Raw genomic sequence first — 21055 nt, 5'->3', positions numbered from 1 at the left:
GATCGTCCGCGGTCATACGGTGGCGTGCGTCGAGAGCCGACGAGGGCTTTCGTCCGAAAGGATGACCATGAGCACTGCCGCAGGGGTCGACACATCGACGACCGATCCCACCGTCCGCCGCCGCCGGGCGATCCGAGGAGCCTTCTGGGGGTTCCTCGTCGACTCGTTCGACATCTACCTCCCCTCGATCGCTCTGCTGCCGGCGATGATCTACTTCACCCAGGGCATGGATGCGGGGCAGACGGCGGTGGTCACCGGCTTCACGCTCGCGACCACGCTTTTCGGTCGTCCGATCGGTGCGTTCCTCTTCGGCCACCTCGCCGACAAGCTCGGGCGTAAGCGCGTCGGGGCGATCTCGATGTACGGGTTCGGTCTCATCACGCTCCTCATCGCGTGCCTTCCCGGCGCCGAGCAGATCGGCAGCGTCGCGGCGATCACCCTTCTCCTCCTCCTCCGCTTCGTCGACGGGATCTTCCTCGGCGGCGAGTACACCGCGGCCACGCCCATGGCGATCGAGTACGCGAAGGTGTCACGGCGCGGTTTCATCGGCGGTTTCGTCCAGAGCGCCTCGACGATCGGCTACCTCGCGATCGCGGTGTTCACCTTCCTCGCCCTGCAGATCTCCCCCGCCGGCGACATCGACTCGCCCTACGTGCAGTGGGGCTGGCGGATCCCGTTCGTCATCGGCGCGATCTTCGCGTGGGTCGTCGCGCGGTACCTCCGCAACGACGTGGAGGAGTCGGTCATCTGGATCGAGGCAGAGAAGGCCAAGAACCCGATCCGCGAGATGCTCGGACGCACGCACATCACCGCGTTCATCCAGGTGTTCGTCCTGATGACCGGGGTGTTCTTCATGGTGAACATGGTGGGCTCGGTCATCCCCCAGCTGCTGCTGGCCCGCGAGGGGTTCACCGCGACCGATCTGACCCTGAGCATCATCTTCGCCAACATCATCGTCCCGTTCGCGTACATGCTCTCCGGGCGCCTCAGCGACACCTTCGGGCGCAAGCCCGTCCTGCTGTTCGCGGGGAGCCTCGTCCTGGTCGTGATGTCGGGGCTGTTCCTCGTCCTCGGCAGCGACATCCAGATCCCCTTCTTCGGGCTGGTCGCGATCGTGTTCTTCGTGCAGTGCGTCAACGGCTTCACGATCGGCACCCTGCCCTCGTACATCAACGAGCGTTTCCCCACCCGTATCCGCTCCTCCGGCTGGGGCATCGGATACTCCCTCGCCGTCGTGATCCCCGGCTTCTTCGCCGCCTACCAGGCGGGACTGTCGACCCTCATGCCGCTGAGTCTGACGCCGGTCGTGCTGACGGTTGTCGCCGGCGTTCTGATCATCGTGAGCGTCGCGGTCTCGCCGGAGACCCGCGGAGTCGACCTCTCCAGCGACGCGGCCGTCCGCTCGCCCAGGGAAGAGGAGCAGGCGAAGGCCTGATATCGGCCGAGACCGTGCGCCGCTGCCGCAGGCGGTGCCTGCTCAGCGGATGACGACGGGGGTTCCCACCGGCAGCTGCCCGAGGCGGTCGATGGCCTCCGGCGCGAGCCGGATGCAGCCGTTGGAGATCGCACCCGATCGGGCGTCGTGGTAGTGGAACGCCGTGACGGCGACCGGGACGCCCCCGAAGCCGTCGAGGGTGGGCGACTGGACGGAGAGGTACACCAGCGGATGACCCCGCGTGTAGGCGAGCGCCGCTTCCGTGCGGACCATCATGACGAACGAGCGGCCACGGGGCGTGGGAGTCGCCTCCGTTCCCCAGGCGAAGTCGTCGGCCACGCGTTCGCGGGCTCCGTCAGCCGTGACGATGTCCAGGGTGCGGGCGCCGAGGTCGACCTCGATCGTCGCCTGCGCAGCGGTGAACTCGACGTCCTGGGCTCGCACCCAGCCGGTCAGCTGCGCCGGGTTGCCCGTCGACGGCAACGCGGCCCGACCGGTGAGCAGCACATGCACCCAATGCTCCTGCCGCTCGATCACGGGAACCGTCGTACCGTCGTAGTGGTGGTCCCGCGGAAGCGCGGCGACCGGCTCCCCGGTCGGATCGGCGAAGACCGGGACCCGCTCGGCGGTCGCGCGCGCCAGCTCGCCGGTGAGGGGCCCGTACGGATCGGCGTCCACCGGGAGGCCCGGGATGACGGCGTACACGTCGACCTGCGGCAACGAATCCAGCGCGTATGCCGTGGTGTTGGCGGGGAATCCGGATGGCGTCGGGGTCGTCGTCGCACGCGGTGACGGCGCGATGCTCGGAGCCGGCGGCGCCGGCGGCGCGGTCGCCGCCGGAGTCGACGTGCCACCTCGGTCGGCGAGGACCCACACGGCGACACCACCGCCGGCGACGAGGACGGCGGCGACGGCCATCGCGACGCCGCGGGCAGCGCGGGGTGCGGGGCGGCGGAGATCGGTCACTCCCCCATGGTCGGCCTCCGCGCCGCGCGGGGCAAGCGCCGTTGACTACTCCGGCTACTCCGGCTACTCCGGCGCGATCGTCAGGCGCGAGATCCGGCCGTCCGTCAGCTCGAACGTCATCGGCCCGGTGCCGTTGTAGCCGTCGCCGCTGACGGTGAGGGTCACCACGAAGGAACCGGTGCCCGTGCCGGGGGCGATGTCCACCAGGGAGAAGTGCGCCCGCTTGCCGATGTTGTCGGTCTGGTTCCACTGCGCGACGCCGTCGCGTCCGCGGAAGACCCGGCCCCAATCCGACAGCACGGCGTCATCGGAGAACGCGGCGAGGAACCCCTCCGCGTCGCCGGCGTTGGTGGCGTCGACGAACGCGGCGATCGCGGGGGGTACGGGGGTGTCTGCCATGGGAGATCCTTCCGGATGAGGGGTGCTGACCACAGCGTGCCCCCTCCCGGGGGTCGGCGGCAACCGTCGGGGCTCGGGTCGACGGACCGGGGGGCGCGGCGCAGCGTCCTGTTCTTCCGGACAGGGCGGACTGATCCCGCGGCCGGGGTGCCGGCCGATGCGAAGGCAGATGCTGGTGTCATGACCGAGAACACCACCTCCCCCGCCCCCGCCTCCTCCCCCGCCGAGGGGCGCCCCCAGCGCCGCGGCCGGATCGTGCTGGCCAGCGCGGCCGCCGCTGCCCTCGTCGTCGGCGCGTTCGCCTTCGGCGCCGCGGCGCGCAGCACCCCCGCCGATGCCGAGCGCGAGAGGCTCGAGCAGCGTCTGCAATCCATCGTGGACGCCGGTTACCCCGCCGCGCAGGCCGCCATCACCCACCCCGACGGCACCAGCATCGAGGTGCTGGTCGGCGACGGCGACCTGGATTCGGACCGCGACACCCCGCAGGACGGCGAGGTGCGCGTCGGCAGCAACACCAAGATGTTCGTCGCGACGGTCGTGATGCAGCTCGTCGAGGAGGGTCTGGTCTCCCTCGACGAACCGATCGACACCTACCTGCCCGGCGTGATCGCCGGCGAAGGCATCGACGGGACGGCCATCACCGTGCGGAACCTCCTGCAGCACACCGCCGGCCTCGCCGAGAACGCCGAGGAGTTCGCCCTGGACGCCTTCGGGTCGCAGGAGCTCTACGTCTCTGCGCGTGACATGGTGGACATCGGTCTCTCCCAGCCGGCCAACTTCGCCCCCGGCGAGCGCTTCGACTACAGCAACACGAACTATTTCGTCCTCGGTCTCCTCATCGAGCGCGTCACACAGCGCGCCCTCTGGGAGCAGATCGACGAGCGGATCGTGCAGCCGCTGGAGCTGGAGCACACCTACCTCCCCGGACCGGCCGAGCGCGAGCTGCGCGGCGACCACATCGAGGGGTACCACGCCGATTTCCCCGGAGAGCTGCGGGAGATCACCGACCTCGACACCTCGACGGCATGGTCCGCCGGCGCGCTGGTGTCCACCCCGACCGAGGTGAATCTCTTCATGCAGGCGCTGCTCCGCGGCGACCTCGTGAGCGAGGAGAGCCTGGCGCTCATGCAGCAGACGGTCCCGGCGCCCGACCCCTTCCACCCGGACAACGCGTACGGCCTCGGCCTGCAGAGCTTCTCGCTCGATGACGGCGGCCTGGCCTGGGGACACGGGGGCGACATCCAGGGGATGCAGACGCGCAACGCCGTGGCCCCCGACGGAACCGCCGTCACCATCGCCGTCAGCGCGCTCCCGTGGGCGATCGCGGACCCGGAGGCGGAAGAGCCGCTGGAGGAGAAGTACCAGGTCATCTTCGACGTGCTGGACGAGACGCTGGCGGATCAGTGATCCGCTCCGATCAGACGACGGGTGTCGGCGCGACTGCGCGCCGGCACCCGTCGTGGTTGACTCTGACCATGTCCGAGCCCGCGGCACCTCCCCCCGCATCGGGGTGGCGGGTCGCGGTTGTGCCCGTGCTGGTCCTCGCCGTCGCGGTGGGGTACGTCGGGGTGGACTTCGCCGGCAGCTTCGATGACCCGGTGATCTCGCCGGTCCCGCCCGTCGCCCACGCCGCGCTGGTGGCGCTCCAGGCCCTCGCCCTGGTCTCACGCACACGCTTTCCGGTTGCCGCCCTGGCCGCGGTCGTCGGTTTGGATGCGGCGATCCTCGCCACCAGCGGCGGAGAGCTGGGGATCGGGGCGCTCGCGGTCCTCTTTGCGACCTACGCCGTGTGGCGGCGGTTGCGGTGGCCCGCCTCCCTCGTCCCGGTCGGGGTCGCCGCGGCCGCGACCGTCGCCGTCGGTGCCGTCGCGATGACGCTGGCCGGCATGCCCGCAGCCGCCATCGTCATTGCGAGCATGTCGCGGATCGTCGTTCTCTACGGGTTACCCGTCGCCGCCGCCGAATACGTCGGCAACAGGGAGCAGCTCGCTCTCGCGCATCGCGAGCGGGCCCTGTTCCTCGAGCGCGAGCGCCGCGAGAGGGCCGAACGTGCACTGCGCAGCGAACGAACCGCGCTGGCCCGCGAACTCCACGACGTGGCCGGCCACCACCTTTCCGGCATCATCGTCTCGGCGCAGGCGGCGTCGGCACTGACCCGGACCGATCCGGAACGCGCGCGCGAGATGCTCGCCGCCGTCCAGGCCGACGCCCGCACCGCCCTGACCGACCTGCGCCGAACCGTCGGACTGCTGCGCGAGGACGACGGGGCGGGGGCGGGGCCTCAGGCGCCCGCCGAACCACCGTCGCTCTCCCGCATCCCCGCCCTGATCACCCAGGCCCGGGAGTCGGGCCGCAGCGTGGACCTGGTCGTCGAGGGTGAGTCGCCGCCGCTCGGGCCGCTCGCCGAGACGGCGGCCTACCGGATGGTTCAGGAGTCGCTGGCCAACGCTGCGCGCCACGCTCCCGGCGCCGCATCCGAGGTGCGGGTGGAGGCCGGTGCGGATGCCGTCCGCATCGTCGTGCGCAACGAGCCGAGCGATCAGGCGCCACCCCGCGATGTCACCGCAGGCTCGGACGGGTACGGCCTGGCCGGCATGCGGGAGCGTGCCGAACTGATCGGGGCGCGACTGAGCACCGGCGCGCAACCGGACGGCGGGTGGCGGAACGAACTCGTCATCCCGCGACCACCAGAGAGGAACGCCGGATGATCCGAGTGCTCATCGCCGACGACCAGTCCATCGTGCGGGCCGGGCTGTCGGTCATCATCGGGGCCGAGGACGACCTCGAGGTCGTCGGCGAAGCGGCCGACGGGGCCGAGGCGATCGCGATGGCCCGGATGCTGCATCCCGACGTCGTGTGCATGGACATCCGGATGCCGGGAACGGACGGGATCGCCGCGACCCGGGCGATCACCAGCGACCCCGCGCTGTCCACCGACGTGCTGGTGCTCACGACCTTCGACATCGACGAAGACGTCTTCGCCGCGCTGGAAGCGGGAGCTGCCGGGTTCCTGCTCAAGGGGGCCGACGAGGCGGCACTGCTGGGAGCCATCCGCTCCGTGGCCGCGGGCGACGGGACGCTCGATCAGCGGCTGACCCGCCGCATCCTGAAGGAGTTCACCGAACGGCGGCCCGGAGTCGCATCCCGCACCGGCGGAGCGACCGCGGTGGCGCTGACCGAGCGCGAACTCGACGTCCTGCGGCTGCTGGCCGAGGGGCTGTCGAACGCGGAGATCGGCGAGCGACTGTTCGTCGAAACCACGACGGTGAAGTACCACCTGGCGCAGATCCTGCAGAAGACGGGCTCCCGCGACCGCCTGCAGGCCGTGCTGTGGGGCATCCGCACGGGCGTGGTCCCGATCGGCTGACGCGGCGTTGTGACGGGCGCTGCGAGCGGTGGCCGGAGTTCAGGAGAGGATGCCCGCGGCCCGGGCCGGTTCGGCGTACGCCGTCGCCAGCGACGCGACGGTGTCGTGCGCGTTCAGTCCGCTCGGGTGCGGGACGACCCACGTCGAGACACCCGCGATCTCGTTGCTTTGCCGCCCCACCGACGCGCGGGGGTATCCGAACGCCTGCCGGTAGGCCGTCACGCCTAGGACGGCGATGACGCGCGGCTGCCAGCGCTGCACGTCCACGGCCACGCGCTCCGCGCCGTCCCGCAGTTCGTCCCGGGTCAGCTCGTCGGCGCGGGAGGTGGCCCGGCGGACGAGCGCCGAGATCCCGATCCCGGCGTCGAGGATCATCCGCCGGCCCTCGTCGCTCAACGGCTCGGAGAAGGCGGGAAGGCGGGGCAGGATGCCCGCCGCCACCAGCGCCGGGTAGAACCGATTGCCCGGATGGGCGAACGGCGTTCCGGTCGCCGCGGTCCACAGACTCGGGTTGATGCCCACGAAGAGGAGCTTCGGATGCTCCGGCACGAGGTCGGGGATGGTGGCGCCCCGGAACGACTCCAGTTCTGCGCGAGTGAACCGCATGTCACCAGTGCGGGTGGATGTCCGCCCGCAGGCGCTCGTCGTACACGCGATGTACGGCCGCGTCGAAGCCGCTGAGATCGACGTCGGACAGGACGGCCGCCGCATCCGCGTTCTTCTCCGCCTGTGCGACGCTGCGGGCTCCCGGGATGACGCTCGTGACGCCGGGCTGGGAGGCGATCCACGCGAGGGTGGCGGCCGGGAGGGACACCCCCTCCGGGAGCGCCTGGGTCAATTCGGCAACGGCGGCAAGGCCGACCTCGAAATCGACGCCCGAGAAGGTCTCGCCGCGGTCGAATGCCTCACCGTGCCGGTTGAAGGCGCGGTGATCGTCGGCGGCGAACGTCGTGTCGGCGGTGTACTTGCCCGACAGCAGACCGGACGCCAGTGGCACCCGAGCGAAGATCGCCACTCCGGCCGCGCGCGCGGCGGGGAGCACCTCATCCAGCGGCTTCAACCGGAACGGGTTGAAGATGATCTGGACGTTCGTCACGTTCGGCCGTGCGATGGCGGCGAGGGCCTGCGCCGTCGTCTCCACCGATACGCCGTGGGCGGCGATGGTGCCGTCGGCCACGAGCGCGTCCAGCGCGTCGTACGTCGCGTCGCTCTCGATCACCTCGGTGGGCGGGCAGTGCAACTGCACGAGATCGAGCGTGTCCGTGCCGAGGTTCCGGCGCGAACGGTCCGCCCAGGCGCGGAAGTTCTCCGGCGTGTAGTTCTCCGGCGTCTGCTCCACTCGGCGTCCGATTTTGGTCGCGACGAAGATGTCCGCTCCGGGATGCTCCGCGAGGTAGGCCCCGATGAACCTCTCGCTGCGTCCATCCCCGTACACATCCGCCGTATCGAACAGGGTCACGCCGCGATCCGCCGCCGTGGTGAGGATGGCGCGGGCCGCGTCATCGGTGACCTCACCCCAGTCGGCCCCGAGTTGCCAGGTGCCCAGGCCGATGGCCGAGACGGTGCGGCCGGTGCGGCCGAGTTCGCGCTGCTGCATGATGTTCCCTCCGAGCCGGGCACACGGCCCGCCGCTACGACAATGCCACGGATCTCTTCGCGACGGGACCGACCTGGGGCCGGGCACCTCACCGCATCTGGTCGCGTCAGCGCCGCCACAGCCGCACTGATGCCTCGGCCGCCGCGTGGTCGTGGATCTCCTGCCAGTTGCGGCCTCCCCGGGCGAACGCGACAAGCACGCGCCGGGGAACGTCGTTCTCGGAAACCGGGTCGTCCAGCCAGGAGCAGCGCCGGACGTGAACGAGGTCGACGCGCGCTGCCTCGGCGCTGCCGTCGTAACGCCAGGGTCCTCCGAGGCGCCCGAGCCAGAAGAGGCCGTCGACGTCCCGGGTCCACACCAAGGCGCCATCGGGGACCGCAGCGAATCGCTCGAGGCGGCGCGCCATCCGCTCATCGTGGTGGGCAGCCAGGCCGGCGGTCGCCTCCCCCAGCGACCCCGGCTGCGATGCCAGGATCCCACCGAGGCCGCACAGACCTTCCGAAAGCGCGCGCTCCACCGCTGCACCGTCCGGCACGTCGTCGTTCCGCGACCGCATCGGAGCGCGGAACGCACGGGGGAACTCGGTCACGGATGTCATCCTCGCAGGCCCCGGTCGCGCCGGACGCACCTGTCGTCGGGGCCTCAGGGCAGACTCCGCGTCATGACGGAGGTAGGTCCTCTGGTCCTGCCGTGGAACGCCGACAGCTGCTGACCGACTCATCGCGAACCGGTCAGTCGTGCCATCCGAGCTCGCGTCCGATGGCGTGGACTGCCGCGAGCTGTCGAATGTTGAAGTCCACGCCGAGCTGGTTGGGGATAGTGACGAGAACGGTGTCCGCAGCGGACAGTGCCACATCGTGTCGGAGGCGTTCGACGAGATCTTCGGGCTCACCGATGAATGAGGCGCCATACCGGTAGGCCGTGCCCTTGAGGACACCGATCCCCTCGTCCCGGTCGAGGCTCGTGCCGAAGTAGGCCCGGCTCTCCTCGTCGACGAGCGGAACGATGCTGCGAACGACGGTGACCCGGGGGCTCCACGACCACCCGTGCTTCCGCCACGCATTCCGAAAACCTTCGATCTGTTCGAGTTGGAGCTCGCTGAACGGGATGCCCTTCTCATCGATGATCAGTGTCGAGCTCATGAGCCCCAACCCCTGCTCCGCCGCCCAGAGCGCGGTGTTGAGATTGCCGGCACCCCACTGAATGCGCTCATGCAGGGTCGAGGACTGTGGGCTCACCGGCAGACGGCCGAAGCCGGCGCCATGCTCCGGGTTCGGGGCGGCGATCGCCGCTCCCCGGATGGCGGCCAGCGCCTGCTTCGTGTGCTCCCGCGCCATCTCCCCGGGCTCCTGACCCGCTGCGGGAACGTGGCCGAAGTGCCGGTAGCCACGGTCGGCCGCCTCGGGCGACCCGCGTCCGACGCCGAGTTGCACACGCCCTCCGGAGAGCAGATCCAGCGACGCTGCCTGCTCGGCGAAATAGAGCGGGGACTCGTAACGCATGTCGATGACACCGGTGCCGACGTCGAGCTGCCTGGTGCGCGCGGCAATGGTGGCCAGCAGCGGGAAGGGCGAGGACTGCTGCTCCGCGAAGTGGTGCACCCGGAAGTAGGCACCCCTCATGCCGATCTCCTCGGCGGCGACGGCGAGATCGACAGACTGCGAGAGCGACTCACCGGCCGATCTCACACGCGAACCCATCCCCTGACTCCAATACCCGAACGAGAGGAATCCGATCTTCTTCACGCCACTCCTTGATTACCCGCAACTTGACGATTCAAGTAGAACCTAGGCCGTACAACTTGAACAATCAAGTCAGCTGTGCGAGATTGGCGTGGAGGGGGAAGTATGAGCCACCGGCCGCCATTGAGCCACGACGAAGAGTCCGCGTGGACCCAGCTGCACATCATCGCGCAGTGCCTCCCGACCGTCATGGAGCAACAACTGCGACGCGACGCGGGTCTGGGCTACTACGAGTACGCCGTGCTCCTGACCCTGCACCGTCAACCGGACCACTCCACGCCGATGAACGAGCTCAGCGCGATCACGGCCGGCTCGCTCTCTCGCCTCTCCCACACCATCACGCGAATGACGGAGCGCGGGCTCGTCACTCGGGAACGCCGCGGCACGAACCGGCACGTCGCTCTCACCGAGACCGGGCGTCGCACCTTCCTCGCCGCCGCAGCCGGACATATGGACCAAATCCGGGAGCAGGTGCTCGACCACATCCCCCCGGACATGGTCGCGTTGCTCGGCGAGATCCTCCGCCCTGTCGCCGAGCAACTCCGCAGGACAGTGCCGCGCGGCTGACGCCGACGCCGGGTCCGCCCCACCCGGTGCGGGCACCCGCAGAGGAGCGGCAGCGAACCGGGGGACGGTTCACCAGCCCCCGGTTACGACCCGCAGTGCCTCCATCTCGACCACCAATACCTCACTGACGCCGCCACCCTCGGCCCATCCCGGGCCGCCCGCCCTATGGAGTACTCGTGACCCGTTCCTCTGTCCTCGGTCGTCTCGCGACCTGCGCCGTCGCCGTCACCGCGTCGGGGGCGATGGCTCTCGCCGGATGCTCCGCATCCGGACCGGCGACGGAGCCGACCGCGTCCGCCCCGGCGGCGACCGCGATCGCACCGCCCGATACCTCTGCGGCCTTCACCGAACTCGAGTCGCGATTCGACGCGCGGGTGGGCGTCTACGCCCTCGACACCGGAACGGGCGCGGAAGTGGCGTGGCGCGATGACGAGCGCTTCGCCTATGCGTCGACGGTGAAGGCGATCGCAGCCGCAGCCGTACTCGACCAGCGGGGCGTCGAGGGCCTCGAGGAGGACGTGCGGATCACCGCCGACGTCCTCCTCCCCCACTCACCGGTCACCGAGCAGCGGGTCGGTGAGACGATGACCCTCGCTGAGATCGCCGCGGCTGCCGTGACCCGCAGCGACAACGCCGCAGGAAACTACCTCTTCGACGCCCTCGGCGGCCCCCAGGCACTCGACGCCGCGCTCGCCGAGCTCGGCGACGACGTGACGACCGTGTCACGCGACGAGCCCGAACTGAACGAAGCCGCCCCCGGCGACGACCGTGACACGACCACACCGCGCGCCTTCGCCGAGAACCTGCACGAGTACGTTCTCGGCGACACGCTGACCGACGACGAAGAAGCACTCCTGGCCGGGTGGCTCACCAGCACGCAGACCGGCGACACGCTCGTGCGCGCCAACCTGCCCCGCGACTGGGTCGTCGGAGACAAGTCCGGCGCCGGCAGCTACGCCAGCCGCGGTGATATCGCGGTCATCTGGCCCACGGAGGGCGCACCGATCGTGATCGCCGTCTTGTCGGGACGCGACACGCAGGACGCCGAGTACGACGACCGGCTCGTTGCGGAGGCCGCCGAGGTCGCCGTCTCGGCCTTGAGATGAACCGCGGTACCGCGGTTCCGGTCAGCGCTCCGCGTCGACCAGCAGGTCGCCCGGCGTCCGCTCCGGCGCCGATGCGGACGCGAGGAGGGCCAGCTTCTCGGCCGCGACGGTTCCCGCATCCGCGTGATAGACGACGAGCATCAGGCCCTGGGTCCCGCCGATGCTGAGGCGCTCGCGGTTGAGAGCCAGCTCGCCGACCTGAGGGTGGACGATCCGGATGAGAGTCCCGCGCTGTCCTCGCACCTCGTGCCGGGCCCAGAGCTCGCGGAACAGCGCGCTGCCCCGGGACAGCTCGCCCACCAGAGCGATGAAACGGGGATCATCGACCGCCGTGCCGGCGGACTGCCGCAGATTCGCGATCAAGCACTCCGCCAGGTCTGCCCAGTCGGGCTGCAGAGCCTGCTCGGAGGGGTCGAGGAACATATCCTTCAGCTGGTTCCTGCCCGGTGCGAGGCGCGGATTCAGCACCGTGGCGAGTGGGTTGGCGGCCAGGACATCGAAATACCGCCCCTCGATGAAGGCGGGCTGAACCAGCGAATCGAGGAGCTTGAGCGCGCTGGGCGGCACGGTCTCCGTGGGCGCAGGGCGTCGATGGAGCCGCGGCGCCTCGGCGCCCAGCGCCAGGAGGTGGGCGACGTGCTCGTCATCGAGGCGGAGCACCCGGGCGATCGACTCGAGGACCTGCGCCGAGGGGTTGCGATCGCGTCCTCGCTCCAGGCGCAGGTAATAGTCCGCGCTGATGCCGGCGAGCATGGCGACTTCCTCCCGCCGCAGGCCCGGCACCCGCCGTCTGCCGACCTCCGGGATCCCCGCCTGCCGCGGCGTCACGAGCTCCCGCCGCGCACGCAGGTAGGCACCCAGCGGGTTGTTCGTCTCGTTCGCGCTGTGCATGGGATACTCAACCGGCCGGGCGGACGGATTATTTCGGGCTGTCGCGCTACGACGCCACGCGGCGTGACGAATGCGGTTCCCGCCCCGTGGCGGGAGCGGGCAGCGCACTCACGCCTCGGAGTCGGATCGGCGGAGTCCTCGGAGCAGGAGAGCGACCATGCGGCGCGGGTCGTAGCGCGCGTCGGCGTCGCTCCCCACGCACAGGTTGCCGATCGCGCGCATCACCTCGTACGCGTCCGCGTCCGCACTGATCTGGCCCGCCTTCTCCGCCGCTGCCAGCATGTCGGCGAAGACGGGCACGAGCCGCTCGAGGAAGTGCTCGTGCAGCCGCTGGAATCGGGCGTCGTCCGACCCCAGCGCGTCGGCCAGCCCGTGTTTGGTGACGAGGAAGTCGACGAACTGGTCCACCCACGCCTCCAGCGCGACCAGGGGTGACCGTTCCGAGGCCAGCAGCCGGGGGCCCGCGACTGCGCAGTCCTCGACTTGATGGCCGTACACCGCGATGACGAGGTCGGTGCGGGTCGGGAAGTGCCGGTAGATCGTGCCCAGGCCGACACCCGCCGCGCCGGCGATCTCCCGGATCGGCGCATCGACGCCGGAGGTCGCGAAAACGGTGGCGGCAGCGACGAGCACCCGCTGCTCGTTGCGCATCGCGTCGGTGCGACGCGCGCGGGGTGGCGAGGTGGGCGGCATTGGCTGAGTCATCGAACTTCTTTCTGTCTCTTGACAATGCGGAACATTGTTCCGTAACGTTACCGGAACACAGATCCGCTACCACTCTACTCGTGCGGCGTTCTCTGTCACCTCGCTCCATCACTCACTACCCGGAGAGGCTCACGTCGATGACCTACACCAGCTACACCCGAACCCCGCATCCCCCGTGCTCTCGCTCGCACCGGTGACGATCTCCACGCCGGATCGCGTGAAAGATCTGGAGGTGCGCGTGTCCGCACCCGTCGACGGCACGGACCTGCCCATCGTCCTGCTGTCGCACGGACACGGGCCGGCGAACTTCCTGTCGTCGCTCTACGGGTACGGCCCCGTCGCCAACTTCCTCGCCGCGCACGGGTTCGTGGTCATCCAGCCCACGCACCTCGACTCGGCCACGCTCGGTCTGCGCGAGTCCGACGACCCGGAAGCTCCTCTGTTCTGGCGCTCGCGCGCCACGGACATGTCGCGCATCCTCGATCACCTCGACGCGATCGAGGCCGCGTTGCCGGGGCTCGCCGGACGTACCGACCGGGACAAGACCGCGATCGTCGGCCACTCGATGGGCGGTTTCACGGCCAACCTGTTACTGGGCGCCCGCACGATCGATCCTGCCGATGGCTCCGTGGTCGATCTCACCGAGCCGCGTTTCACGGCCGGGGTCGTGATGTCGGCGCCAGGGCGCGGAGGCGACTCGCTGAGCGATTACGCGCGCGAGCACTACCCGGTCTTCACGGGCTCAGAGTTCTCGCACATGAGCACGCCCGCTCTGCTGATCGCCGGCGCGGACGACGCGTCGGAGCACCTGACGGTGCGCGGGCCCGACTGGTACACCGACCCCTACACGCTCTCCCCCGGGCGTAAGGCGCTGGTCCAGCTCTTCGGTGCCGGTCACAGCCTGGGTGGAGTCCCGGGATACGACGCCGCCGAATCGGCGGATGAGAACCCCGAACTGGTCGACGCCGTCGAGTGGCTCACGTGGGCGTTCCTTCGGACCGAGCTGGGCCTCGACGAGAACGCGTGGACGGTGGCGAGCGAGTCCTTCTCCGGCGCCGCCACTCCGCTCGGACGCCTCGAGTCGAAATAGCGTCCGATGTCCCCGGTCTCTCGCCACCGGGGACATCGAGGCAGGATGAAGGGGTGACCGAACGGCATATCCGGGAAGCCCTCCCCTCGGACGACACCTCGGTGCTGATGCTCATGACGGAGTACATGACGTGGGCGTTGGCGACGTTCGAGAGCACGTACGGGTTCTCCATGGAGGGCGAGGCGGAACACACCCCCGCGTCGTTGCACCGCTTCCGCCGTCCCCGCGGGCTGCTCGCGCTGGCAGAGGTCGACGGGATGCCCGCCGGGGTGGGAGCTGCGCGGGCGCTGAATCCCGGTGTGGTCGAGATCAAACGGATGTACGTGCGTCCCGAGCACCGCGGCGTACACCTCGGATCTCGGATGCTGGACTGGCTGCTCGATGGCTCCCGCGATCACTTCCAGGCGCCGATCATCCGGCTGGATAGCAACCGCTTCATGGGCGACGCCCACCGACTCTACGAATCCCGAGGCTTCGTCGAGCGAGCACCGTACGACGAGACCGACATCCCGCCCGACCTCCGGCACCTCTGGCGGTTCTACGAGCGCTCCCTGGCGTAGTCCAAGGCGCTCACGCGGCCGCGTCGGCGGGCGCCGCCATTCCTCGGGGTTCGGGGGTGTACGGCGTCCAGGCGGGTTCTCGGAGGGGGGGACAGTGTTCAGCAGTCGGATGGTTGGCGATGTCGATCATTCGATCGAGAGCATCCCGCGCCGCGGCGAGGTCTGCCATCGCGGTGGTGATCCGGTCACGTTCGGCCGCCATCAGCTCGAGCGCTTCGGGAGAAGCGTGCCCGGCTTCGATGCAGGGCAGGAGCTTGCGGATGGTGCGGCTGGGCAGGCCTGCGGTGAAGAGCTGCTGGATCAGGCGGACGCGTTCGACGGCCGAGTCGGGGTAGGTGCGCTGGCCGCTGAAGGTGCGGTCCGAGGCGAGCAGGCCTTGCTCTTCGTAGTAGCGGAGGGCTCTGGTGCTCACGCCTGCCCTTCGCGCGACCTCTCCTATGCGCACGTGCATCCTCCCTCTCATCCCGCCTCGGCGGACCGCCCACTTGACCTTGACGCCAACGTGAAGGATTAGCGTAGCCGCCGGCGTGCCCACCCCGGACCGCTGAACGAAAATAAGCACACAGGAGCACCGCACACATGAACGTCACCCCTCAGATCGCTCTCGTCACCGGCGCCAACCGCGGTATCGGTCGGCAGTTCGTTCTCGAACTGCTCGAGCGAGGGGCGAGCAAGGTCTACGCGACGGCTCGCCGGCCCGAGAGCCTCGACTTCGACGACGCCCGCGTGGTGCCGCTCCGCCTCGATCTGTTGGACCACGAGTCCATCGTCGCTGCCGCGGAGGCCGCCCCGGACGTGTCCCTTCTCATCAACAACGCCGGCATCAGCACCGGTACCCCGCTCGTCACGGGCGATCTGAGCATGATCCACCGCGAGATGGACACGCATTTCTGGGGCACGCTCGCCACGATCCGCGCGTTCAGCCCGATCCTGGCGGACAACGGCGGAGGAGAGATCGTGAACGTCCTCTCTGCAATGTCCTGGTTCGCCGCGCCGGGCGCAGGCGCCTACGCGGCAGGGAAGGCCGCCGCGTGGAATATGACCAACGCCGTCCGCCTGGAACTGGCCGCTCAGGAAACGCACGTCCTGGGGGTGCTCCTCGCCACAGCGGACACCGACATGATGGCCGGATACGAGGGCCCGCTGATGCACCCTCGGGACGTGGCTCGCGCGACGCTCGACGGTCTGGCCGCGGGGTCGATCGAGGTTGTCGTCGACGACTGGACCGCCATGGTGAAGGGATCACTCTCCGGTGACCAAGCCGCGTTCTACGTGAGGATCACCGAGCTCCTCGGGGCGTAGGCGTCTCACCGGCCGGCTTCGCGGCGCCGCATCCACGACCCGGGGCGCCGCTGAGCAGGCGCCGGTGAAGTCAGGCTCACATTGGGGTCGAGCGCCCCTACTGGGGTCAGGCCACCAATGACACGCTGCAGAGAGGGCGAGGTTCCCCTCGTCCTCTCACTGGGAGGTCACCATGACGCAGTCGACAACCGACCACGAAGTCCGTACTTCGAGAAAGCGCCCCTTGATCTGGTGGGTCGGCTTGCTGGCGATCGTCGCCGGCATCGTGATGATCGTGACCGGCGGGGTGGTGTGGGGTGTGGTGAGCTCCCAACTCGCCGACCAGCGCATCACTGTCGCCGACGACGCGTCCTTCCTCGCCGGCGCGGAGGTCAGGGGCCCGCTCACTGCGCTGGCTCAGGCAGACATCATCAACGTGCATGCCACGGAGATGGCCGACGGGAAGACGTACGCCGAGCTCGATCGGGACGACCCCCTCCGCGACACGGTGATGAACGCCTCGTTCCTGCGCGCATCGCTTTTCACCTCCGTCGTGTCGTTCGGCGTGGCCCTGTTCGCGATGGGCGCGGGTCTCGTCTTCGCTCTGCTCGGTTGGGCCGTCATGAGGCTCAGCACCACCCGCTCCTGAGCGCGATCAGAACGCGAAACCGGGCCGGGGTCCCTCTCGGAGCCCTCGGCTCTTCACGGACATGCAGAAGGCCCGGAACCTCTTGTGAGATTCCGGGCCTCTTCCGGTCGGGATGACAGGATTTGAACCTGCGACCCCTTGACCCCCAGTCAAGTGCGCTACCAAGCTGCGCCACATCCCGGTGCCCGCGAGCGGACAACTCCCCCATCTTAGCCCGTCCGTTCGGCCGCCGCGAACGCGGCGCGGACACTTCAGCGTCGTTGTCCACGAGCCCCGGAACACTCGAACGAATGTCCGAGGTTGGTGATTCCATAGAGGCATGAACAACCCGGTGGACCCGCTCCTGGAGACCACGACCGCTCTGCGGGCGGCGTGGGGCGCGGCGAGTTCCGCCCACGGAGATGCGCGCGCGATGACTGCGGCGGATCTGCTCGACATGAACGAGCGGATCGCCGCAATCCGACGCCAGCTCGACGGCCTGCACACACAGGTCGCAGCCGAGATGGCGGCCCGGTCGCGCCCCGAGCTCGGCAAGGACGGCCTCGCCCGGCAGGCGGGATTCCGCACCCCCGCCAAGCTGATCGCCGCGAGTACCGGTGGCCACGTCGGCGACGCCGTCCGGCTCATCCAGGTCGGCGAGGCCACACGCGAACGCAGCCTCCTTTCGGGCGAGTCGGCTCCCCCGCGGCATCCCGAGGTCGCACGTGCGGTAAGCACGGGCGCGATCAGCGTCGCAGCGGCCTGCGCGATCACCGGGATGCTGGATCGCATCGCCCTCCGCGTCGACATGGCCACATGGACCGAAGCCGAACGAGCCCTGGTCGGCCAGGCGCCGCTCCTCTCGCTCGAAGAACTGCACGCCGTGCTGCGCCGTGCCGAGGCACACCTCGACCCCGACGGGCTCGAGCCGGCCACCGGCGAGATGCACGGCGAACGGTCGTTGAAGATCGGGCACGACGCCTCCGGTATGACCGTGCTGACCGCGCGGCTCGACCCGGAGAGCGCAGCGCCCGTGGTCGCTGCGATCGATGCGATCGTCACGGCACAGCTCCGAACGTCGCGGGGACGCAACACCCCGGACGGGGTCGTGCTCGAGGACGGTTCCGCACCCGTCGCGGCGGAGTCCCGATCGCTGCCGCAGCTCCGCGCCGACGCCCTGGCCGCGATCTGCCGCCACGCGATCGGATGCGACTCCCACGTCGTACCCGGGCCGTCGACATCGGTCATCGTGCGCATGGATCTCGATCACCTCACCACCGGTACCGGCATCGCGACCATCGACGGGATCGAACAGCCCATCGACGCGGGCGCCGCCCGCCGTCTCGGCGCGGCGGCGAACATCATCCCCTGCGTCCTCGGCACCGACAGCGAGGTCCTCGACTTCGGGCGAAGCAGGCGGCACTTCACGAAGGCGCAACGCCGAGCACTCGTCGAACGGGACGGCGGATGCGCCTTCTGCCACCTTCCCCCCGCCTACGCCGAAGCGCACCACATCCTCTGGTGGCTGCGAGACGACGGACCCACCGACCTCGACAACGGGATCCTCCTCTGCACGGCATGCCACCACCGGGTGCACTCAGAAGGATGGGAGATCCGGATCGAAACGCCACCGGGTTCCCCGCCATCCGCCGGCGCCGTCTGGTTCATCCCACCCGCGCACATCGATCCCGACCGCACGCCACGCTTGGGCGGGCGAAGACGCTTCGACCCCCTCGCCTTCATCCTCGCCGCCTGAGCCGATCGGGATGTCCCCGCCCGCGATTACCCTTCCGATATGAGCATCGAGATCCTCCCCGCAACCGCCGAACGGTTCGACGATGCCGAGCACGCCCTGACCGGCGGCGGCGACGGTCCGTCGTGTCAGTGCCAGTGGTGGATGATCCCGGCCGCCGAGTTCCGCACCGCCACGCGCGAGCAGAAGACCGACATGCTGCGCATCGAGACGGCGGGCGACCGGTCCCCGGGGCTGGTCGCCTACGTCGACGGGGGCCCCGCAGGCTGGGTGCGCGTCGGGCCGCGCACAGCGCAACCCCGTCTCCTGCGTACTCGGATACTCATTGCCAACACACCCGAGCCGTTGGATGACCCGTCGGTGTGGGCGGTCTCCTGCTTTGCGATCCGCAAAGAGCACCGCGGCGCCGGCCTCATGCGGAAGCTTCTGGATGCCGCCGTCGCCCACGCCCGAAGCGCCGGCGCTCGCGTCCTAGAGGCTTACCCGTTCGACCCCTCCGTGAATAAGCGCCCGTCCAACGACCTCTACCGCGGCGTGCTGTCGGTGTTCACCGCGGCCGGGTTCGACGTCGTGGCACGGCCCAGTGACGACCGCGCCCTCGTGTCGCTCACCCTCCGCGAGTGACGCGGCGGGCCGCATCCGCCTCCACGGCCACCATCACCCCGGTCATCACGACCGCCGCGGCCGCAAGCGAAGCGCCCCGGTCCCGGGCGTCGTGGGGGCAACTACACTCGTTCGAATGCGCGACCTGGAAATCATCACCGCCGCAGAGACCCGCGAGATCAACACGCTTCTGAGCCTGTTGAGTTCCGGCACACAACAGACGCGTGATGCGCTCGGCATGACCGCCGTCCAACTCCCGAGCGGAGTGGCTGTCACGGCGCTCGGGAAGGACCCGGGCGGGTTCTGGAATCGAGTGCTCGGTCTCGGCCTGTTCGAGCCCGCCACACCGGAGGCGACGGATGCTGCCATGCAGGTTCTGGCGCAGAGCACCGCAGACGTGGCCAGGGTCCAAGTGGTACCCGAACTGCTCACCGACGAGTGGGACGACATCGCCGCGCACCATCGACTTCGCCGATCGGGGGCGTGGTACAAGCTCGGGCTGCAACTCTCGCAGTTCGATGCATCGCCATCGGGTCCCCCGGTTCGACAGTTCCGGGGCGACGAAGTCGACGAGGGAGCACGCCTCCTCGGTGGCGCGTTCGGTTGGTCCGACGAGGTCGTCGACGCGGTCTACAGCTCCCCGGTCCGGTCGGGGGCACTTCTCGGTTACGGCGCCTTCGATGGCGACCGGATGATCGCCGCTGCCGCTGTCGCAGTCGACGGCCCCACCGCGCACATGTACGGCGCGGCCACATTGCCCGAGTATCAGAGGAGGGGCGCTCAGACGGCGCTCATCGCTGCCCGCGCGGTGGCGGCCCGGGAGGCAGGCTGTGAGCTGGCGATCGCCGAAACGTGGGTACCCGAGACCGAGGGAGGCAACCCGTCGCTCAACAACATGATGCGTTCCGGCTTCGAGGTGCTGTATCAGCGCGACAACTGGGTGTGGGAGCGCTCGAAGGACGCACCCGGCGCCGAGGCGTGACGACGCTCATCGACGACGGTGATGTGCGGCCGGCGTCGAGGATCGCGCGATGACGGGCGGTTCGGCCCGCGTCGACGCGTGGCTGTGGGCCGTGCGCGTCTACAAGACACGATCGATCGCCACGACCGCCTGCCGGGCAGGGCACGTGCGCGTCAACGGCGAGCGAGCCAAGGCCTCGGTGCAGGTGCGCCCCGGAGACGAGTTGCGGGTGCGCGTCGCCGGATTCGACCGCATCCTGGTCGTTCGTGAACCGATCGCCAAGCGCGTGAGCGCTGCGCAGGCAGCACTCGCCGCGGAGGATCGGACGCCTCCCCCGCCGCCACGCGAGAGCATCCCCGCGTTCGCGGTGCGCGACCGCGGTGCGGGGAGGCCCACCAAGCGCGAGCGGCGCGAGATCGATCGCCTGCGCGGATCCTGACTCAGCCGAGCAGCTCGAGCAGCCAGCCCGCGCCGCGGGTGGATGCCCCGAGAGCCTCCACGCGCTCCCGCAGTCCGCGGTCACTGGTGACGACGATCGCCTGATCCGGATGCGGCAGCGCGGCGGTCTGCCGGACGATCTCGTCATCGCCCTCGCCGGGCGCTGCAACCACCCTGACCCCCGCCCACTCCGACGCCGCACTCCGTGCAGCCCCCTCCACGACCGCCACCAGGGACGGGAACCATCGCGTCGCGCTGAGACCGAGCGCCTCGGCGTCGACGCCCGTGGCGGCCAGGACGTCGAGCCGTTCCAGCAGGCGCCCTGCCGCGCCCGCCCGGTCACGCCACCAGCCGTCGGGAACCGAACCCATGACGTTCGCGACGTCCACGACGATCGTCGGGCGGATGTCCAGCGCTCCGCGGAGAGCCGGCCACGACGCCGCGAAACCCGGATGCAACGGCAGCTGATCCACGTCAGCGATCGGCACCCACGCCAGCGCGCGGCTCTCCGGGTCGCTGATGACGGGCTCGAACGGTTCGATGACATCGCCGACGAGAGTGGTATAGCTCCACACGTCCAGGTCGAGCACGCTCACGAATCGCGGCACCACCGATCCGCCGGGGACCCCGGCTTCTTCCGCCGCCTCACGCAGCGCGGCCGCGCCGGCCGACTCGTCCTCGTGCCGGGCACCCCCTGGGAGGCCCCACGTGTCACCGAAATGGCTCCACGCCACCCGATGCTGCAGCAGCACTCCGCGCTCCGGGTCGACGGCGAGGAGCCCCGCGGCGCCGAAGCGCCCCCAGTACCGCTCGCCGGAGGCGGCGACCACCCACGCGTCGCCGGGGTCGCGCGGACCCGACGGGCGGCGCGGCTCCCCTGGGCGGGGCGGCTGATTGCTCACGCTCCCAGCCTGTCATAGCGCTGACGGGTCGAGTCGCCGACATCCGCGCGGCGGCGGCGAAAAA

At 69.9% G+C, this 21055-nt stretch carries 24 protein-coding genes and 1 tRNA gene; 14 read left to right on the top strand and 11 right to left on the bottom strand.

What is annotated here, in order from left to right; all coding sequences use genetic code 11:
• Positions 1–67 precede the first annotated feature (67 nt).
• Complete coding sequence (locus tag AC2DFQ_RS01610) at positions 68–1435, top strand: MFS transporter (protein WP_484509583.1); 1368 nt, start codon at positions 68–70, stop codon at positions 1433–1435.
• A 42-nt stretch (positions 1436–1477) separates the two neighbouring features.
• Here the strand turns inward: AC2DFQ_RS01610 and AC2DFQ_RS01605 are convergent, their stop codons facing one another.
• The gene (locus AC2DFQ_RS01605; protein WP_484532746.1) at positions 1478–2401 is read right to left on the bottom strand and encodes a L,D-transpeptidase; all 924 of its coding nucleotides are present in this window, start codon (positions 2399–2401) and stop codon (positions 1478–1480) included.
• A 63-nt stretch (positions 2402–2464) separates the two neighbouring features.
• Entirely contained in the window at positions 2465–2800 is a 336-nt protein-coding gene (locus AC2DFQ_RS01600) for a nuclear transport factor 2 family protein (RefSeq protein ID WP_484532745.1), read from the bottom strand.
• 180 nt (positions 2801–2980) lie between these two features.
• Here AC2DFQ_RS01600 and AC2DFQ_RS01595 point away from each other — a divergent pair, with 180 nt between their 5' ends.
• The 3 genes from AC2DFQ_RS01595 to AC2DFQ_RS01585 all read left to right on the top strand — a co-directional run bounded on the left by AC2DFQ_RS01595 (position 2981) and on the right by AC2DFQ_RS01585 (position 6167).
• Positions 2981–4207: a serine hydrolase domain-containing protein gene (locus AC2DFQ_RS01595; protein ID WP_484509586.1), complete on the top strand. Its 1227-nt coding sequence runs from the start codon at positions 2981–2983 to the stop codon at positions 4205–4207.
• A gap of 68 nt (positions 4208–4275) precedes the next feature.
• Positions 4276–5508, top strand: coding sequence for a sensor histidine kinase (locus tag AC2DFQ_RS01590; protein WP_484532744.1), 1233 nt, complete (start codon positions 4276–4278; stop codon positions 5506–5508).
• Positions 5505–6167 carry a response regulator gene (locus AC2DFQ_RS01585; RefSeq protein WP_484532743.1) on the top strand — a complete coding sequence of 221 codons (663 nt, stop codon included), beginning with the start codon at positions 5505–5507 and terminating at the stop codon, positions 6165–6167. The genes AC2DFQ_RS01590 and AC2DFQ_RS01585 overlap by 4 nt, the downstream gene beginning before the upstream one ends.
• Positions 6168–6206: 39 nt before the next feature.
• Here AC2DFQ_RS01585 and AC2DFQ_RS01580 read toward each other — a convergent pair whose 3' ends face one another.
• The 4 genes from AC2DFQ_RS01580 to AC2DFQ_RS01565 form a co-directional block, all read right to left on the bottom strand.
• Positions 6207–6773: a mismatch-specific DNA-glycosylase gene (locus AC2DFQ_RS01580; protein WP_484532742.1), complete on the bottom strand. Its 567-nt coding sequence runs from the start codon at positions 6771–6773 to the stop codon at positions 6207–6209.
• A 1-nt stretch (position 6774) separates the two neighbouring features.
• Positions 6775–7764, bottom strand: coding sequence for an aldo/keto reductase (locus AC2DFQ_RS01575; RefSeq protein ID WP_484532741.1), 990 nt, complete (start codon positions 7762–7764; stop codon positions 6775–6777).
• Between the two features lie 106 nt (positions 7765–7870).
• Positions 7871–8353 carry a GAF domain-containing protein gene (locus AC2DFQ_RS01570; RefSeq protein ID WP_484532740.1) on the bottom strand — a complete coding sequence of 161 codons (483 nt, stop codon included), beginning with the start codon at positions 8351–8353 and terminating at the stop codon, positions 7871–7873.
• A gap of 142 nt (positions 8354–8495) precedes the next feature.
• Positions 8496–9509 (bottom strand): LLM class flavin-dependent oxidoreductase, encoded by a 1014-nt coding sequence (locus AC2DFQ_RS01565; RefSeq protein ID WP_484532739.1) that lies wholly within the window; start codon positions 9507–9509, stop codon positions 8496–8498.
• A 102-nt stretch (positions 9510–9611) separates the two neighbouring features.
• On the opposite strand from AC2DFQ_RS01565, the gene AC2DFQ_RS01560 reads away from it, so the two are divergent.
• Entirely contained in the window at positions 9612–10073 is a 462-nt protein-coding gene (locus tag AC2DFQ_RS01560; protein ID WP_484532738.1) for a MarR family winged helix-turn-helix transcriptional regulator, read from the top strand.
• Positions 10074–10249: 176 nt separating this feature from the next.
• Entirely contained in the window at positions 10250–11179 is a 930-nt protein-coding gene (gene bla, locus AC2DFQ_RS01555) for a class A beta-lactamase (RefSeq protein ID WP_484532737.1), read from the top strand.
• A 21-nt stretch (positions 11180–11200) separates the two neighbouring features.
• Here bla and AC2DFQ_RS01550 read toward each other — a convergent pair whose 3' ends face one another.
• Both AC2DFQ_RS01550 and AC2DFQ_RS01545 read right to left on the bottom strand, forming a co-directional pair.
• The gene (locus AC2DFQ_RS01550; protein WP_484532736.1) at positions 11201–12070 is read right to left on the bottom strand and encodes a helix-turn-helix transcriptional regulator; all 870 of its coding nucleotides are present in this window, start codon (positions 12068–12070) and stop codon (positions 11201–11203) included.
• Positions 12071–12178: 108 nt separating this feature from the next.
• Positions 12179–12775: a TetR/AcrR family transcriptional regulator gene (locus AC2DFQ_RS01545; RefSeq protein ID WP_484532735.1), complete on the bottom strand. Its 597-nt coding sequence runs from the start codon at positions 12773–12775 to the stop codon at positions 12179–12181.
• A gap of 175 nt (positions 12776–12950) precedes the next feature.
• Between AC2DFQ_RS01545 and AC2DFQ_RS01540 the strand changes: the two genes are divergently transcribed.
• Positions 12951–13865 (top strand): alpha/beta hydrolase family protein, encoded by a 915-nt coding sequence (locus AC2DFQ_RS01540; RefSeq protein WP_484532734.1) that lies wholly within the window; start codon positions 12951–12953, stop codon positions 13863–13865.
• A gap of 53 nt (positions 13866–13918) precedes the next feature.
• Positions 13919–14425, top strand: a complete 507-nt coding sequence (locus AC2DFQ_RS01535; protein ID WP_484532733.1) for a GNAT family N-acetyltransferase — start codon at positions 13919–13921, stop codon at positions 14423–14425.
• 10 nt (positions 14426–14435) lie between these two features.
• Here AC2DFQ_RS01535 and AC2DFQ_RS01530 read toward each other — a convergent pair whose 3' ends face one another.
• Positions 14436–14876: a MerR family transcriptional regulator gene (locus AC2DFQ_RS01530; RefSeq protein ID WP_484532732.1), complete on the bottom strand. Its 441-nt coding sequence runs from the start codon at positions 14874–14876 to the stop codon at positions 14436–14438.
• Positions 14877–15004: 128 nt separating this feature from the next.
• Between AC2DFQ_RS01530 and AC2DFQ_RS01525 the strand changes: the two genes are divergently transcribed.
• The gene (locus tag AC2DFQ_RS01525; protein ID WP_484532731.1) at positions 15005–15727 is read left to right on the top strand and encodes an SDR family oxidoreductase; all 723 of its coding nucleotides are present in this window, start codon (positions 15005–15007) and stop codon (positions 15725–15727) included.
• A 172-nt stretch (positions 15728–15899) separates the two neighbouring features.
• Positions 15900–16355, top strand: a complete 456-nt coding sequence (locus AC2DFQ_RS01520) for an aromatic ring-opening dioxygenase LigA (protein WP_484532730.1) — start codon at positions 15900–15902, stop codon at positions 16353–16355.
• A 107-nt stretch (positions 16356–16462) separates the two neighbouring features.
• Here AC2DFQ_RS01520 and AC2DFQ_RS01515 read toward each other — a convergent pair.
• Positions 16463–16536, bottom strand: a tRNA-Pro gene (locus tag AC2DFQ_RS01515).
• A gap of 138 nt (positions 16537–16674) precedes the next feature.
• On the opposite strand from AC2DFQ_RS01515, the gene AC2DFQ_RS01510 reads away from it, so the two are divergent.
• From AC2DFQ_RS01510 to AC2DFQ_RS01495, 4 genes are all read left to right on the top strand, one after another.
• Entirely contained in the window at positions 16675–18090 is a 1416-nt protein-coding gene (locus AC2DFQ_RS01510; RefSeq protein WP_484532729.1) for an HNH endonuclease, read from the top strand.
• Between the two features lie 39 nt (positions 18091–18129).
• Positions 18130–18711, top strand: coding sequence for a GNAT family N-acetyltransferase (locus tag AC2DFQ_RS01505; RefSeq protein WP_484509603.1), 582 nt, complete (start codon positions 18130–18132; stop codon positions 18709–18711).
• A 115-nt stretch (positions 18712–18826) separates the two neighbouring features.
• Entirely contained in the window at positions 18827–19672 is an 846-nt protein-coding gene (locus AC2DFQ_RS01500; protein WP_484509604.1) for a GNAT family N-acetyltransferase, read from the top strand.
• Between the two features lie 49 nt (positions 19673–19721).
• The gene (locus tag AC2DFQ_RS01495) at positions 19722–20090 is read left to right on the top strand and encodes an RNA-binding S4 domain-containing protein (protein WP_484509605.1); all 369 of its coding nucleotides are present in this window, start codon (positions 19722–19724) and stop codon (positions 20088–20090) included.
• A 1-nt stretch (position 20091) separates the two neighbouring features.
• On the opposite strand, the gene AC2DFQ_RS01490 is transcribed toward AC2DFQ_RS01495, so the two are convergent.
• A complete protein-coding gene (locus AC2DFQ_RS01490; protein ID WP_484509606.1) occupies positions 20092–20991 on the bottom strand; it encodes an NUDIX domain-containing protein in 900 nt (299 codons plus the stop codon).
• Positions 20992–21055 lie beyond the last annotated feature (64 nt).

It is taken from the genome of Microbacterium sp. Z11_20 (assembly GCF_057197605.1).
Note: the sequence above shows the minus strand (reverse complement) of the source record. Positions and strands in the feature narration are given on the sequence as shown.

Bases quoted from the DNA above. Each gene is read 5' to 3' on its own strand.
- AC2DFQ_RS01595 (WP_484509586.1), top strand. From the start codon at position 2,981: ATGACCGAGAACACCACCTCCCCCGCCCCCGCCTCCTCCCCCGCCGAG.
- AC2DFQ_RS01560 (WP_484532738.1), top strand. From the start codon at position 9,612: ATGAGCCACCGGCCGCCATTGAGCCACGACGAAGAGTCCGCGTGGACC.
- AC2DFQ_RS01610 (WP_484509583.1), top strand. From the start codon at position 68: ATGAGCACTGCCGCAGGGGTCGACACATCGACGACCGATCCCACCGTC.
- AC2DFQ_RS01510 (WP_484532729.1), top strand. From the start codon at position 16,675: ATGAACAACCCGGTGGACCCGCTCCTGGAGACCACGACCGCTCTGCGG.
- AC2DFQ_RS01550 (WP_484532736.1), bottom strand. From the start codon at position 12,070: ATGCACAGCGCGAACGAGACGAACAACCCGCTGGGTGCCTACCTGCGT.
- AC2DFQ_RS01525 (WP_484532731.1), top strand. From the start codon at position 15,005: ATGAACGTCACCCCTCAGATCGCTCTCGTCACCGGCGCCAACCGCGGT.
- AC2DFQ_RS01500 (WP_484509604.1), top strand. From the start codon at position 18,827: ATGCGCGACCTGGAAATCATCACCGCCGCAGAGACCCGCGAGATCAAC.
- AC2DFQ_RS01545 (WP_484532735.1), bottom strand. From the start codon at position 12,775: ATGACTCAGCCAATGCCGCCCACCTCGCCACCCCGCGCGCGTCGCACC.
- AC2DFQ_RS01495 (WP_484509605.1), top strand. From the start codon at position 19,722: ATGACGGGCGGTTCGGCCCGCGTCGACGCGTGGCTGTGGGCCGTGCGC.
- AC2DFQ_RS01575 (WP_484532741.1), bottom strand. From the start codon at position 7,764: ATGCAGCAGCGCGAACTCGGCCGCACCGGCCGCACCGTCTCGGCCATC.
- AC2DFQ_RS01590 (WP_484532744.1), top strand. From the start codon at position 4,276: ATGTCCGAGCCCGCGGCACCTCCCCCCGCATCGGGGTGGCGGGTCGCG.
- AC2DFQ_RS01585 (WP_484532743.1), top strand. From the start codon at position 5,505: ATGATCCGAGTGCTCATCGCCGACGACCAGTCCATCGTGCGGGCCGGG.
- AC2DFQ_RS01600 (WP_484532745.1), bottom strand. From the start codon at position 2,800: ATGGCAGACACCCCCGTACCCCCCGCGATCGCCGCGTTCGTCGACGCC.
- AC2DFQ_RS01580 (WP_484532742.1), bottom strand. From the start codon at position 6,773: ATGCGGTTCACTCGCGCAGAACTGGAGTCGTTCCGGGGCGCCACCATC.
- AC2DFQ_RS01505 (WP_484509603.1), top strand. From the start codon at position 18,130: ATGAGCATCGAGATCCTCCCCGCAACCGCCGAACGGTTCGACGATGCC.
- AC2DFQ_RS01520 (WP_484532730.1), top strand. From the start codon at position 15,900: ATGACGCAGTCGACAACCGACCACGAAGTCCGTACTTCGAGAAAGCGC.
- AC2DFQ_RS01530 (WP_484532732.1), bottom strand. From the start codon at position 14,876: ATGCACGTGCGCATAGGAGAGGTCGCGCGAAGGGCAGGCGTGAGCACC.